The organism is Maritalea mobilis, assembly GCF_019800885.1.
GTDB lineage: Bacteria > Pseudomonadota > Alphaproteobacteria > Rhodobacterales > Rhodobacteraceae > Roseibacterium > Roseibacterium beibuensis.
In genome coordinates, this window is record NZ_JAHVKE010000001.1 from 1695585 (window position 1) to 1708010 (window position 12426).

Sequence of the window (12426 nt, forward strand, 5' to 3'; positions counted from 1 at the left end):
CATGGAGCGTTGCTTACTCGCCCAGCACGTACTCGACGAACCAGCGCTGGTCCAGTTCCTCAAGCGTGCCGTCGGCGCGCATCGACTCGATGGCGGCGTTGAAAGGTTCGACCAGGTCCGAGCCGTTTGGAAAGATGAAGCCGAATTCCTCGGTGCCCAGCGGTTCGCCCACCATCATCAGCGCATCGGGATTGGCGTTGACATAGCCCTGGCCCCCGGCGCTGTCGGCCAGCACCATGTCCACATCGCCCGATATCAGCGCCTGGATCGCGGCGGGGATGGTTTCGACCAAGACAAGGCGCGGGTTGGCCTCGTTGCCGTCCAGCACGTCATAGACGCCCACGTAGAAGGGTGTCGTGCCCGCTTGCGTGCCAAGCAGCAGGTCCTCGTCGGCGGCGAACCCGGCGGCATCCTCGAACCGGTCCTCGTCCGCGCGCACCAGCATGCGCATCTGGCTGACCATGTAGGGTGCGCTGAAATCGACCAGTTCGTCACGGTCTTCGCGGATCGTGATGCCGGTCATGCCCATGTCGTACTGCCCCTCGGCCACGGCCGGGATCATGGCGTCCCAACTGATATTCTCGATGATGGGCGTGATGTTGATCCGCTCGGCGATGATCGCCAGCGCGTCGTATTCCCAGCCGATTTCATGGCCCGAGGCCGGGTCGATGAATTGCAGCGGCGGGTAGGCGTTTTCGGTCACGACGACCACCTCGCGCCCTTCGAGGTCGGGCAGGTCCTGCGCGGTGGCGGCAAGGGGGGCGATCAGGCCGAACGCGGTCAGCGCGGCAAGGAAACGGAACATGGCGGAACTCCCAGGCTGGTTTTGGCCCGAGTATGCCTGCGCGCGCGGCCCGGGCAAGGGGAAGCGCGCCTAGAGGTCGCCACAGACCTGGCAATCAGCCCGGCGCTGCATCCGAACCGTGCGGGTCTCGGCATGGAGTGCATCGTAAATCAGCATCCTCCCCCGCAGGCCGTCGCCCGCGCCGCAGATCTCCTTCACAGCCTCCAGCGCCATCATGGAGCCGACCACCCCCGGCAAGGCGCCGATGACACCGGTCTCGGCGCAGGTCGCCGCAAGGCCCGGTGCCGGCGCCTCGGGAAAGACGCAGGCCATGCAGGGGGCACCCCCCGCCGGATCGTAGAGGGTCACCTGCCCCTCCCACGCCGAGATCGCCCCCGCGATCACCGGGCGGCCTGCGGCCACCGCCGCGCGGTTGACCAGCGCGCGCACCTCGAAACTGTCGGTGCCGTCGAGGATCAGATCGTAATCGCCGAACAACTCCTCGGCGATGTCCGCGCTCAATTGGCGATTGTAGGGCCGCACGTCGATGCGCGGGTTCAGCGCCCTCATCGCGATCTCGGCGGAAAACACCTTGGGCATATCCTGCCGCGCGTCGGTATGGATCACCTGCCGCTGCAGGTTCGACAGGCTGACGACATCATGGTCGATCACGCCGATCCGGCCCACACCCGCCGCCGCGAGATAGAGCAAAGCAGGCGACCCAAGGCCACCGGCGCCGACGACCAGAACCTTGGCGTTCTTCAGCGCCAGTTGTCCGCCGCCGCCGATATCGGGCAGCGTGATGTGGCGGGCGTAGCGTTCCAGTTCCTCGCCCGTGAAGGGGCCAGAGGGCTCCTGCGCCGTGCCGTCATTGCGCGCGGCCTCGACCGCTTCGGCGCGGCCCCGAAGGCGGGATAGCCCGGCGCGGTAGATCAGGATCAGCACGAACGCCCCGCCCAGGAGCAGCCACAAGGCGGGCGAGCCGCCCGTCATCTCGCGCAAGGGATGGCCCGCGGGCAGCGCCACCTGCACGCCCAGAACCGCCACGTAGAGCAGCCCGACCATGTAGAGCCGCGCCTGAACCGGGGTCTTCATCAAGGCCCCGACGCCCCAGAGCGCCCCTGCGAGGAGAAAGACGAACAGCATCAGCCGACCCCGGTCGACCCGAAGCCGCCCGCGCCGCGGTCGGTATCGGGCAAGGCGCTTACCACGTCAAAGCGCGCCTGGGCGACCGGCGCGATCACCGCCTGCGCGATCCGGTCGCCATGGCCGATCCGGAAAGACTCTTCCCCGAGGTTGATCAGGATCACCCCCAGCGGCCCGCGATAATCGGCGTCAATCGTGCCCGGCGTATTGACCAGCGTCACGCCATGTTTCAGCGCAAGGCCCGAGCGTGGACGAACCTGCATCTCGTAGCCTTCGGGGATGGCGACCCGCAGGCCCGTGGGCACCAGCGCGCGCGCCATGGGGGCAAGGGTCAAGCCCGCATCCCGCCGCTCGGCTTCGAAATTCGCGCGCACATCGGCCCCGGCCGCGCCCGCCGTCGCATAATCCGGCAGCGCGATATCCGGATCGGCCCAATCTTCGCGCATGATATCGACCGTAACGTTCACCCGTTACCTCCGTCTTCGGTGTTCAGTCGCCCCAACGGACGCGGACACGCCGCCCTAGTCCAACGCCTCGGCGATACGTAGGGCCAGACGGCGCGCTGTCTCGTGTTTCGACAGGCGCGGCCAGGTTTCGGCCCCGTCGGCGGTGATCAGGGTCACCGCATTCTCGGCCCCGCCCATGATCCCCGTCTCGGGCGAGACATCGTTGGCGACGATCCAGTCACAGCCCTTGCGCGCGCGTTTCTCGGTTGCGTGGCGTTCCACGTCATGGGTTTCGGCGGCGAACCCGACCACCAGCTTGGGGCGGCCGGCCTGCAACTGGCTGACACTGGCGAGGATGTCGGGATTCTCGGCAAATTCCAGCGCAGGCAGGCTGCCGCTTCCGTCCTTTTTCATCTTTTGCCCGGCGGCATTGGCCACCCGCCAATCGGCGACGGCCGCGGCGAAAACGGCGACATCGGCGGGCAGGACCGTGTTGACGGCTTCGGCCATCTCCTGCGCGGTTTGCACCGGGATCACCTCGACGCCCGCGGGCGGCGGCACGTCGGCTGGCCCGGTCACGAAACTGACCCGCGCGCCCAGGTCGCGCAGCGCGGCGGCGATCGCCGTACCCTGTGCACCGGAGGACCGGTTGGCGATATAGCGCACCGGGTCGATGGGCTCATGCGTCGGACCAGATGTCACCAGCACATGCCTGCCCTTGAGCGGCCCATCGCCCAGCGCCGCCTCGACCGCCTCGACGATCTCGGGCACCTCGGCCATGCGGCCCGGCCCGAATTCACCGCAGGCCATGTTGCCCTCGTTTGGGCCCACGACGAGGATACCGTCGCCCTCCAGCGTCGCGAGGTTGCGCCGGGTCGCCGGATGCTCCCACATGCGCAGGTTCATCGCGGGCGCGATCAGCACGCGCTTGTCGGTCGCCATCAGAAGGGTCGAGGCAAGGTCGTTGGCAAGCCCGGCGGCCATCTTGCCCATCAGGTCGGCCGTGGCCGGCGCGACCACCACCAGATCGGCGGCGCGGCTGAGTTCGATATGGCCCATCTCCGCCTCGTCCGTCAGGTCGAACAGGTCGCGATAGACCTTTTCGCCAGCCAGCGCCGAGGCCGACAAAGGGGTGACGAAATGCTCGGCGGCGGGCGTCAGAACCGGGACGACCGAGGCCCCGCGCTCTCGCAGCCGCCGGATCAGATCGAGCGATTTGAAGGCCGCGATACCGCCGCCGATAATCAGGAGAATTCGCTTGTCCGTCAGCATGATCCCGTCCCCGTCTGCCGCGCGGCAGGTTAGGTGGCGGCCCCGACTGGGGCAATGCCGAATTGCGGCACCAGCGGACAGGCCCCGTCCGCGCCCATTTCGTTCCGCAGGGCCAGCAGCGCATCGAGATCACCGCCCAGCCGCTCCAGGGCCAGCGTGACGCAGACCCGTTCCTGCGGGTAGCTTCCAAACGCCTCTCGCGGCAGGGGACGCCCATGGCTTGCCCGGGCGACCATGTCGGGCGTGGCCGGACCCAGCGCGACATAGTCGGCAAATCCTTCGTTGATCCAGCGCGGGATGCGCGGCACGGCAAAGCGGCCTGCGTAGCGCGACAGTTGCAGATGCGTCGCCTCGTGCACGATGTAGTAGCTGAGCGTGCGCGGCGGCGGCACCGCTTGGCCCGCGCGCACCAGCTGGTTCCGGTCGAAATCCGCGTGGCGCAAGAAGATGTTGTCGAGCGACGCCACCGGGTAGGTCAGGCCGGAGGCACGCGGGGACCCCGCAAAGAAGACCCGAAGCGCCAGACCGTCCTCGACCAGCCAGACATGAACCTCTTCAGGCGGGCCAAGGGGCGAGGCCGCCAAGAGCGCCGTCACCTCCTGGCCCATGACCTCGGCCGAGGGCGGCAGCGGCACGTCCGAGTGGAAGGTCAGCGCCCCACCCGTTCGCTCATGCGAGAACAACGGCGCAGGCCATGCGATCAACGCGATCATCGCGGCATAGACAGCGAGGACCGTGACAAATCCGATCAGGCTTAGCCGGAAAAGGCCCTGGACAAAGCGCGCATAGCTCATCCGACCGAAATGGCGACGTCACGCGCGCGGCACAAGTCAGCGAAACGCCGCGCAGGGGTCGGGCCGCTCGACCGGGTCCGCAACGGCCCAGAGGTCAAACGGGATATCGCCCTGCGGCGCCTCTTCGAACTGCCCAAGGCTGACCACGTTCAGGTCAGGGGCCGCAACGGAAAGGACCGAAGGGATGCCCCAATCGCGCCGGGCATGGCCATTGCCAGTGATGACGACAACAGGCCCGCCATGCGCCTCCAACGCCTCCAGCGTGGCTGCGGCAAGGGCCGCGTCACGCAAACGCTGCGCCTCGACAAATCCGGGCAGGATCTCTTCCGGCAGGGCGTCGCAATGCGCCGCCATCTGTTCGGCCTCGCGCGTGGCCTGTTCGTCCTCGGGCAAGGCGGTGGTCAGGCCATAGCGCCCGGCGTCCGGGCCGAATGCCGCCGCTGCGCCATCCGCGAAGGCCGCCTGCGCCGCCTCTCGCCCAACCTGCGCGCCGTAGATGGGCCCGTTTTGGGCAAAGGCGATCAGGGGATAGTAATACGAGAAATCCGGCCAACCGCTTTCGGCCCAGTTCAGCGCCTCTTCCAAGGCCGCGGCGTCACCGGCCAGTTCCGGGGTCACGCTGGCCGCTGCCGCTTCGGTCAGGTGCTCGAACACCAGGGCGGTCGGGCCGATGGCGGCAACCGCATCGGCTTGCAAGGCGTGATGGTGGGGATTGTCATGCACCTCGCCCAGGATGATCACATCGGCACCCTGCGTCACCTCGGACAGGGCACCTGCGTCCACCACCTCCGATGCCGCGACGGGCAGGGCGGATGTGGCCATCAGGATCGGAAAAACAAAGCGAAACATGTGCGGCTCTCGTCAAAGGCTTGGGAAAGGTGAGCTGTTGGCACATGCGCCGTGGTCGGTCGCCCGGCAAGGCCGCGCGACCATCTGTCTGTCTGGTCCTAGTCGAACAGCGCCATCTGGCGGATCGGCTGCGGGGCAATAACCCCTTGAGCCGCATCTGCCGCGATCCCCGTCGGACCAGCATCCAACCCTCCCTGCGGCGTCAGCCACAGGAAGGATCCGGCGAACAGTCCGGCGATCAGCGCCAAAGGCGCGTGGAGCATCAAGCGGCGAAAAATGACAGAACCTCCTTCGACTGCGCTTCGAGGTTCTTGCGCATCTTGCCAAAGGCGGCGGCCTCGAGCTGGCGCACGCGTTCCTTCGACAGGCCAAGCTCGTTGCCGAGGCTTTCCAGCGTCCGCGGTTCCTCGCGCAGCTTGCGCTCGCGCACGATGAACCGTTCGCGTTCGTTCAAGGCCTGCATCGCATTGATCAGCCACTCACGCAGCTGTTCGTTGTCATGCGTGTCCTGCACAAGGTCGGCCGCCTGGGCGCTGTCATCTTCCAGCGCATCAATCCATTCGCGCCCCTCGTCCTCGACGGATTGGGTGGCGTTCAGCGAGTAATCGGACCCGGCAAGGCGGCCTTCCATCATCTCGACATCATGCAGTGGCACGCCCACTTCGGTGGCGATCATCTGGCGCATCTGGTGCTTGTCGAGGTTTTCGCCCCGCGCCAGCGCTTCCCGCTCCAGCCGCGCCTGAACCCGACGCATGTTGAAGAACAACGATTTCTGAGACGAGGTCGAGCCAGTGCGCACCATCGACCAGTTGCGCATCACGTAATCTTGAATGGAGGCCTTGATCCACCACACCGCGTAGGTCGAGAAACGCACGCCGCGATCCGGGTCGAACTTGTCGGCCGCTTTCATCAGGCCAAGCCCGGCTTCCTGGATCAGGTCGTTCATCGGCGCGCCGTAGCGTTTGAACTTGGCCGCCATCGAGATCGCCAACCGCATGTAGGCCGTCACCAGCCGATGCAGCGCCTGTTCGTCGCGGTGGTCGCGCCACGCGTAGGCCAGTTGCAATTCCGTCTCCGCATCCAGCAGCTCCGCCTTCATGGCGCGCCGTGACAGAGATTGGTCTCCACCCATGTCGAAAGCCATCGTCAGAACCCCCCGGTTCGTTGCTTTTGCTGTTTTTCTCGCAAGCCGCGATCATATTTGTTACGCAACGTCTTCGCGTCCGGATCACTTCTCGGGAAAGAAAATTGCAACTGCCCCCCATCACACTTGCCATTGGAGGCGCGGCCTCGGGCAAATCCGCCTTTGCAGAAAGGCTTGTGCGCCGCTCGGGCCTTGCCAAGGTCTATTTCGCCACGGCCGAGGCCGATGACGCGGATCTGGCGGCGCGGATCGACGTGCACCGCGCCCGCCGCTCCGGGCAGGGCTGGCGTACCGTCGAAGCCCCCCGCGACCTTGCCCGGGCGCTCGCGCAGATCGAGGTCGAAGAGGTCGCGCTGGTCGATTGCGTGACCACCTGGCTGTCGAACCAGATGCGAAGCGGCGCCGATATCGAGGAAGAGGCCGCGCTGCTTGAAGACGTGCTCGACCAACTGCCCGCGCCCGTCGTTCTGGTCACCAACGATGTCACCGGAGGGGTCGCACCGGACGGAGACCCCGATCGCCATTTTCAACAGGCCCTGGGGCGATTGAACCAGCAACTCGCCGCGCAGGCCGATCTGGTGGTTCAGGTCACCGCCGGCCTGCCCTTGGTCCTGAAGGGTGAGGCGCCCTTGCCCGACATGGCGAAACCGACCCCATGGTGAGGCGGCTCTGCTGGGTCCGACACGGACCGACCCACCAAGTCACCATGACCGGGTGGCGCGATGTGCCCGCCGACCTGTCGGATCGACAGGCGCTTGCGCGGCTGGACGCCTACCTGCCCCGGACGGCCACTGTCGTCTCCTCCGATCTCCGGCGCGCGGTCGCCACGGCCGATGCCATCATGGCCGAGCGTGTTCGCCTGCCCCATGACCCGGCCCTGCGCGAGTTTGATTTCGGCCTGTGGGACGGGATGCAGTTCGACGACGTTTCCGCCCGCGACCCGGACCTGTCCCGCACCTTCTGGGAACAGCCGGGCGACACCGCCCCACCCGGGGGCGAAAGCTGGAACGCCGTTGCCGCGCGGGTCTCCTCCGCGATCGACAGGCTGATCGGACAGGTGGAGGGCGACCTGATCGCGGTCAGCCATTTCGGCGCCATCCTCACCCATCTCAGCCGCGCGGGCGGCCTTGCGCCCGAACAGGCGCTCTCCCATCGGATCGACACGCTGTCGGTCACCGAACTTCATCTCGGCGACGACGGCTGGCGCATTGCCGCCATCAATCACCTTCCCTGATCGGCACGATCAGCGAATGGCGATTGACGCCGACGCGCACCCCTGCGCCTATGCCGCCATGGCTTATGCACTCCTGATCGGCCAGCGCAGCTATTCCTCTTGGTCCCTGCGCGGATGGCTCCCTTTCGCGGCCTTCGGCATTCCCGTCGAGGTGTCTTCCACCGTCATCTATTCCGACGCTTTCGCGGCAGAGGTCGCGGCGTTCGGCGGCGGGGGGACCGTGCCGGTTCTGCGCACGCCCGAAGGCGGCATCCTGACCGACAGCCTCGCCATTGCCTGGCACCTTGCCGAAACCTTCCCCGAGAAGGGCCTGCTGCCGGATGACCCCATCGCGCGGGCCGAGGCGCAAAGCCTGATCGCCGAGATGCATTCCGGTTTCACGGCCCTGCGCAGCGCCTGCCCGATGAATTTGCGCACGGCATGGGACGGGTTCGAGATCAGCGCCGCGGTGCAGGCCGATCTCGACCGGCTGCAAGCCCTATGGTCCGAGGCATTGGCGCGCTCAGGCGGGCCTTACCTCTATGGCGACTATTCCCTTGCCGATGTCTTTTTCGCCCCCGTCGCCATCCGCATCGCGGGCTATGGCCTGGCAGTCGATCCGCTGACACAGAGCTACGTGACCGCGCAACTGGCCCACCCCGCTATCATCGAATGGCGCGAGGCGGGACTGGCCGAGGATGACGAAGTCGCGAAATACGACTTGGGCCTGCCGCGCTTGCCCTTCCCGATGCCAAGCTGAGCCGACGCTCGGGGCGCGGCCGGAAAACTCGAGTTTTCCGGGCCGTTTTCCTCGAGGAAAACGTGTCGCGCCGATGGTGGTGTTAATCATTTCCTAACCAAGCCGGGCGAAGACTGTCGCCATGTTCGACAGTCCCAGCCCCGAGGCGCTTGCGCGCTGCCATACCGTCGCCTTCGAAGGGCTGGACGCCCGCCGGGTCGAGGTGCAATGCGCGGTCACCGCCGGGCTGCCGGGCTTTGCCGTGGTGGGCCTGCCCGACAAGGCCGTATCCGAGGCGCGCGAACGCGTGCGCACCGCACTGCAGGCCATGGCCATCGCGCTGCCATCCAAGCGGATCACGGTAAACCTGTCGCCTGCCGACCTGCCCAAGGAAGGCTCGCATTTCGACCTGCCGATCGCACTGGCGCTGCTTGCCGCCCTCGGCATCCTGCCCCCAGACCGGGTCGAGGAGGCTGTGGCCCTTGGAGAGTTGTCGCTGGACGGACGCCTCGTGCCTGTCATCGGGGCGCTGCCGACCGCGCTGGCCGCCGGCGAAGACGACCGCGTCCTGCTCTGCCCCGCCGCCTGCGGGGCCGAGGCGGCTTGGGTCGGCGCCACGCCCGTCTTTGCCGCCAAAAGCCTCGCCGACCTGATCGCCCATCTGACCGACCGTGCGCCGCTGGACCCGGCCCGCCCCGGCGAGATCCGTGATGATCCGACCACGGGCTGCCTGTCAGAGGTCCGCGGACAGGAGCGCGCCAAACGCGCCTTGGAGATCGCCGCCGCCGGGCGGCACCACATGCTGATGGTCGGCTCACCGGGATCGGGCAAATCCATGCTGGCTGCGCGCCTGCCCGGGATTTTGCCGCCGCTCTCGGCCCCGGAGGCGCTGGAAACCTCGATGATCCAGTCGCTTGCGGGGCTGCTCGACGAGGGCGGCATTTCCCGCACGCGCCCCTACCGCGCGCCGCATCACACGGCCTCAATGGCCGCGGTGGTGGGGGGCGGGCGTGGCGCGAAACCGGGTGAGATCAGCCTAGCGCATAACGGCGTGCTGTTCCTTGACGAGTTCCCGGAATACGCCCGTGCCGTTCTGGAAACCCTGCGCCAACCGATCGAAACGGGCGAGGTCGTGGTCGCCCGCGCCAATGCCCATGTCACCTATCCCTGCCGCTTCCTGCTGATCGCTGCCGCCAACCCCTGCCGCTGCGGGCAGCTCTACGACGCGGGCCAAGCCTGTGGCCGCGCGCCGCAATGCGGGGCGGAGTACATGGGCAAGATCTCGGGGCCGCTGATGGACCGGTTCGACCTGCGGCTGGAAGTGCCGCCGGTCAGCTATGCCGATCTCGACCTGCCGCCCTCGGGTGACACGTCGGCCGAGATCGCGAAACGCGTCGCCGCGGCGCGCGACATCCAGAGCGCGCGATTTGCCGAGATCGGTGCAGCGGCCCGCGTGAATGCCGATGCCGAAGGCGCGCTGCTCGACCGGATCGCTACTCCGGACAAGGCGGGCAAGGACCTGCTGCTCAAGGCGGCCGAGAGGTTCCACCTGACCGCCCGGGGCTATCACCGCGTGCTGCGGCTGGCCCGGACCATTGCGGACCTCGACGGGGCCGAGACGGTCGGACAGCCCCATATCGCCGAGGCTGTGGGCTACCGGCTGATCGGGGCGCAGTCGGTGTGACCGCTCACCCGGCGAGGCGCGCTTCGATCGCCTCCCAGATCTGGCCGGCCACGTTGACCCCGTCGAAGCGTTCGAGCTCCTGGATGCCGGTGGGCGAGGTCACGTTGATCTCGGTCAGGTAGCCGCCGATCACGTCGATGCCGACGAAAACCTGCCCCATCTCTTTCAGGCGCGGCCCGATGATCGCACAGATCTCGCGCTCCCGCTCGGTCAGGTCGGTTTTCTCGGGGCGACCGCCGACATGCATGTTCGACCGGGTCTCGCCCTTGGCGGGCACACGGTTGATCCCGCCGACCGGTTCACCGTCCACCAAGATGATGCGTTTGTCGCCAGCCGACACGTCGGGCAGGAATTTCTGCACGATCAAGGGCTCGCGGCTCATTCCCGTGAAGAGCTCGTGCAGCGAAGTCAGGTTGCGGTCGTTCGGGTCGAGGCGAAACACCCCCGCCCCGCCATTCCCGTAAAGCGGTTTAAGGATGATATCACCGTGCTTTTCCTTGAACTCGCGCAACACCTCGATGTCGCGGGCGATGGCGGTGGGCGGGGTCAGATCGGGGAAATCCAGCACCAGCAGTTTTTCCGGCGAATTGCGCACCCAGAACGGGTCGTTCACAACCAGCGCCTGCCCCTTGAGCCGGTCCAGCAGATGCGTCGTGGTGATGTAGCCCATGTCGAAAGGCGGGTCCTGCCGCAGCCAGACCACGTCCATCTCGCCGAGGTCGATATCGGCGACCGGGCCAAGGTCGGCATGGTCGCCCTGCACGCGCTGGACCCGCAGGCTCTGGGCGCGGGCCATCACACGGCCCTCGCGGTAGGAGAGGTGATCGGGCGTATAGACCCACATCTCGTGGCCGCGCGCCTGCGCTTCTTCGGCGAGACGAAACGTGCTGTCCGCGTTGATGTTGACGGATCCGATCGGATCCATCTGGAATGCCACTTTCATTGTCACCCTCCGACGGCCGTGTCGGCGCCATACATGGCGCGCTGCACCCCGAGAGGCAATGGCGCGCCATCATGTCATCAACGCGTTGGGCAGAATTTCCATGCGCCCGGAGCGATCCACCAAGGCCACGTCGAACCGCATCGGCGTAAGGGAACCCGTCGGCAAGGCCCCGATGTAGTGTTCGGCGCTCCGCAGCAGGCGGTCGATCTGGCGCCGCGTCAGCGACTGCGCCGCCTTCGAGAAATCCGCCGCCGATTTCACCTCGACGAAGACGGTTTCCCCGTCCTTCTCAGCGATGAGGTCAATCTCGCCCAAAGGCCCCCGCCAGCGTCGCGAAAGGATACGGTGCCCGTCCCGCTCGTAGCGGCGCGCGACCTGCTCCTCGGCAGCCTGTCCGGCGTGGAAATTCCGCTGGCCGCGCTCGATCCGTTTCGCATTCGTCATTGCCCGTTCCTTTCGGTCCCGGGAGACATGCGCCCGAGCTAGCCTTTCTCTTTCAACGCCAGCGCACGCTGGTAGACGTCACGCCTGGGCAAACCCAGACGCTCGGCCACCTCGGCCGCGGCATCCTTGACCCGAAGCCGCGCCAAGGCGTCATGCAAGGCGGCGTCCAGATCCTCTTCGCTCGTCTCCACCGCACCTGCGCGATCCAGCACAAGCACGATTTCGCCCTTGGGCGGCACGGCCTCCACGCTGTCTCGCAACTCGGCCAGCGTGCCGCGCCGCGCCTCTTCGAATCGTTTGGTCAGTTCCCGACACAGCGCCGCCTGACGATCCTCGCCCAGAGACTCGCACAATTCCCCTAACAAACGATGAATCCGCTTGGGGCTTTCGAACAGGATCACCGTCGCGCCTGACGCATCCAGCCCGGCGATCCATCCTTTGCGCGCCCCGGCCTGCGGCGGGGGGAAGCCCGCGAACAGGAACCGGTCCGAGGGCAAGCCAGAAATCGTCAGCGCGGCCAGCGCCGCCGATGGCCCTGGCGCCGCCGTCACCGGCACCCCCGCCTCGATCGCCGCGCGGGCAAGTTGATAGCCCGGATCGGCCACGAGCGGCGTGCCCGCATCCGAGACATAGGCCACGCGCTTGCCCTCTGTCAGCGCCCGGATCAGGCGTGGCCGCATCTCGGCCCCGTTGTGATCGTGGTAGGGCAACAGCGGTCGCCCCCCGAGGGGGATGCCGTGAATTTCCATCAGGCGGCGCGCATTCCGGGTATCTTCCGCCGCGATCACCTCCGCCGCGCGCAGCGTGTCGAGCGCCCTGAGGGTGATGTCGCGCGCCGTCCCGATCGGGGTCGCCACGAAATGCAGCCCGGGGGCAAGCGCGGCCGCCGCGACCGGCACCTCTCCGCCGCCCGGGTCGGTTTTTTGCAACTGGTGCTTGCTTTCGCCCTCGCCCATGGGCCATGACCC

15 protein-coding genes are annotated in these 12426 nt (G+C 67.1%); 4 read left to right on the top strand and 11 right to left on the bottom strand.

The features are described 5' to 3' along the window. Positions 1-13 precede the first annotated feature (13 nt). The 8 genes from KUV65_RS08205 to KUV65_RS08240 all read right to left on the bottom strand — a co-directional run bounded on the left by KUV65_RS08205 (position 14) and on the right by KUV65_RS08240 (position 6435). Positions 14-805 carry a substrate-binding periplasmic protein gene (locus tag KUV65_RS08205; protein WP_222189306.1) on the bottom strand — a complete coding sequence of 264 codons (792 nt, stop codon included), beginning with the start codon at positions 803-805 and terminating at the stop codon, positions 14-16. Positions 806-874: 69 nt separating this feature from the next. Further along, positions 875-1930 carry a HesA/MoeB/ThiF family protein gene (locus tag KUV65_RS08210; RefSeq protein ID WP_261331619.1) on the bottom strand — a complete coding sequence of 352 codons (1056 nt, stop codon included), beginning with the start codon at positions 1928-1930 and terminating at the stop codon, positions 875-877. Then, positions 1930-2397, bottom strand: a complete 468-nt coding sequence (gene dut / locus KUV65_RS08215; RefSeq protein ID WP_308124569.1) for a dUTP diphosphatase — start codon at positions 2395-2397, stop codon at positions 1930-1932. Before dut ends, KUV65_RS08210 begins: the two co-directional genes overlap by 1 nt. A gap of 54 nt (positions 2398-2451) precedes the next feature. Continuing rightward, entirely contained in the window at positions 2452-3648 is a 1197-nt protein-coding gene (gene coaBC, locus KUV65_RS08220; RefSeq protein ID WP_222189308.1) for a bifunctional phosphopantothenoylcysteine decarboxylase/phosphopantothenate--cysteine ligase CoaBC, read from the bottom strand. A 29-nt stretch (positions 3649-3677) separates the two neighbouring features. Further along, complete coding sequence (locus tag KUV65_RS08225) at positions 3678-4442, bottom strand: hypothetical protein (RefSeq protein WP_222189310.1); 765 nt, start codon at positions 4440-4442, stop codon at positions 3678-3680. Positions 4443-4478: 36 nt separating this feature from the next. Continuing rightward, positions 4479-5291: a ChaN family lipoprotein gene (locus KUV65_RS08230; protein WP_222189312.1), complete on the bottom strand. Its 813-nt coding sequence runs from the start codon at positions 5289-5291 to the stop codon at positions 4479-4481. Between the two features lie 98 nt (positions 5292-5389). Continuing rightward, positions 5390-5554, bottom strand: coding sequence for a hypothetical protein (locus KUV65_RS08235; protein ID WP_222189314.1), 165 nt, complete (start codon positions 5552-5554; stop codon positions 5390-5392). Next, positions 5554-6435 carry an RNA polymerase factor sigma-32 gene (locus tag KUV65_RS08240; RefSeq protein ID WP_222189316.1) on the bottom strand — a complete coding sequence of 294 codons (882 nt, stop codon included), beginning with the start codon at positions 6433-6435 and terminating at the stop codon, positions 5554-5556. The genes KUV65_RS08235 and KUV65_RS08240 overlap by 1 nt, the downstream gene beginning before the upstream one ends. A 104-nt stretch (positions 6436-6539) precedes the next feature. Here KUV65_RS08240 and KUV65_RS08245 point away from each other — a divergent pair, with 104 nt between their 5' ends. The 4 genes from KUV65_RS08245 to KUV65_RS08260 all read left to right on the top strand — a co-directional run bounded on the left by KUV65_RS08245 (position 6540) and on the right by KUV65_RS08260 (position 10071). After that, on the top strand, positions 6540-7097 hold the full coding sequence (locus tag KUV65_RS08245; RefSeq protein WP_261331620.1) for a bifunctional adenosylcobinamide kinase/adenosylcobinamide-phosphate guanylyltransferase: 558 nt from the start codon (positions 6540-6542) through the stop codon (positions 7095-7097). Further along, a complete protein-coding gene (locus tag KUV65_RS08250; RefSeq protein WP_222189318.1) occupies positions 7091-7669 on the top strand; it encodes a histidine phosphatase family protein in 579 nt (192 codons plus the stop codon). Before KUV65_RS08245 ends, KUV65_RS08250 begins: the two co-directional genes overlap by 7 nt. A 58-nt stretch (positions 7670-7727) precedes the next feature. Then, positions 7728-8408: a glutathione S-transferase gene (locus KUV65_RS08255; protein ID WP_222189319.1), complete on the top strand. Its 681-nt coding sequence runs from the start codon at positions 7728-7730 to the stop codon at positions 8406-8408. A 121-nt stretch (positions 8409-8529) separates the two neighbouring features. Next, positions 8530-10071 carry a YifB family Mg chelatase-like AAA ATPase gene (locus KUV65_RS08260; RefSeq protein WP_222189320.1) on the top strand — a complete coding sequence of 514 codons (1542 nt, stop codon included), beginning with the start codon at positions 8530-8532 and terminating at the stop codon, positions 10069-10071. Positions 10072-10075: 4 nt separating this feature from the next. Here the strand turns inward: KUV65_RS08260 and gshB are convergent, their stop codons facing one another. The 3 genes from gshB to rsmI all read right to left on the bottom strand — a co-directional run bounded on the left by gshB (position 10076) and on the right by rsmI (position 12414). Next, positions 10076-11020 carry a glutathione synthase gene (gshB, locus tag KUV65_RS08265; RefSeq protein WP_222189321.1) on the bottom strand — a complete coding sequence of 315 codons (945 nt, stop codon included), beginning with the start codon at positions 11018-11020 and terminating at the stop codon, positions 10076-10078. 63 nt (positions 11021-11083) lie between these two features. Continuing rightward, positions 11084-11458, bottom strand: a complete 375-nt coding sequence (locus tag KUV65_RS08270; protein ID WP_222189322.1) for a YraN family protein — start codon at positions 11456-11458, stop codon at positions 11084-11086. A gap of 38 nt (positions 11459-11496) precedes the next feature. Next, positions 11497-12414 (bottom strand): 16S rRNA (cytidine(1402)-2'-O)-methyltransferase, encoded by a 918-nt coding sequence (gene rsmI / locus KUV65_RS08275; protein ID WP_222189323.1) that lies wholly within the window; start codon positions 12412-12414, stop codon positions 11497-11499. Positions 12415-12426 lie beyond the last annotated feature (12 nt).

Coding starts and splice junctions, on each gene's coding strand:
- coaBC (WP_222189308.1), bottom strand. CDS start 3,648: ATGCTGACGGACAAGCGAATTCTCCTGATTATCGGCGGCGGTATCGCG.
- KUV65_RS08250 (WP_222189318.1), top strand. CDS start 7,091: ATGGTGAGGCGGCTCTGCTGGGTCCGACACGGACCGACCCACCAAGTC.
- KUV65_RS08225 (WP_222189310.1), bottom strand. CDS start 4,442: ATGAGCTATGCGCGCTTTGTCCAGGGCCTTTTCCGGCTAAGCCTGATC.
- rsmI (WP_222189323.1), bottom strand. CDS start 12,414: ATGGGCGAGGGCGAAAGCAAGCACCAGTTGCAAAAAACCGACCCGGGC.
- KUV65_RS08270 (WP_222189322.1), bottom strand. CDS start 11,458: ATGACGAATGCGAAACGGATCGAGCGCGGCCAGCGGAATTTCCACGCC.
- KUV65_RS08240 (WP_222189316.1), bottom strand. CDS start 6,435: ATGGCTTTCGACATGGGTGGAGACCAATCTCTGTCACGGCGCGCCATG.
- KUV65_RS08205 (WP_222189306.1), bottom strand. CDS start 805: ATGTTCCGTTTCCTTGCCGCGCTGACCGCGTTCGGCCTGATCGCCCCC.
- KUV65_RS08255 (WP_222189319.1), top strand. CDS start 7,728: ATGGCTTATGCACTCCTGATCGGCCAGCGCAGCTATTCCTCTTGGTCC.
- KUV65_RS08230 (WP_222189312.1), bottom strand. CDS start 5,291: ATGTTTCGCTTTGTTTTTCCGATCCTGATGGCCACATCCGCCCTGCCC.
- KUV65_RS08235 (WP_222189314.1), bottom strand. CDS start 5,554: ATGCTCCACGCGCCTTTGGCGCTGATCGCCGGACTGTTCGCCGGATCC.
- KUV65_RS08260 (WP_222189320.1), top strand. CDS start 8,530: ATGTTCGACAGTCCCAGCCCCGAGGCGCTTGCGCGCTGCCATACCGTC.
- KUV65_RS08210 (WP_261331619.1), bottom strand. CDS start 1,930: ATGCTGTTCGTCTTTCTCCTCGCAGGGGCGCTCTGGGGCGTCGGGGCC.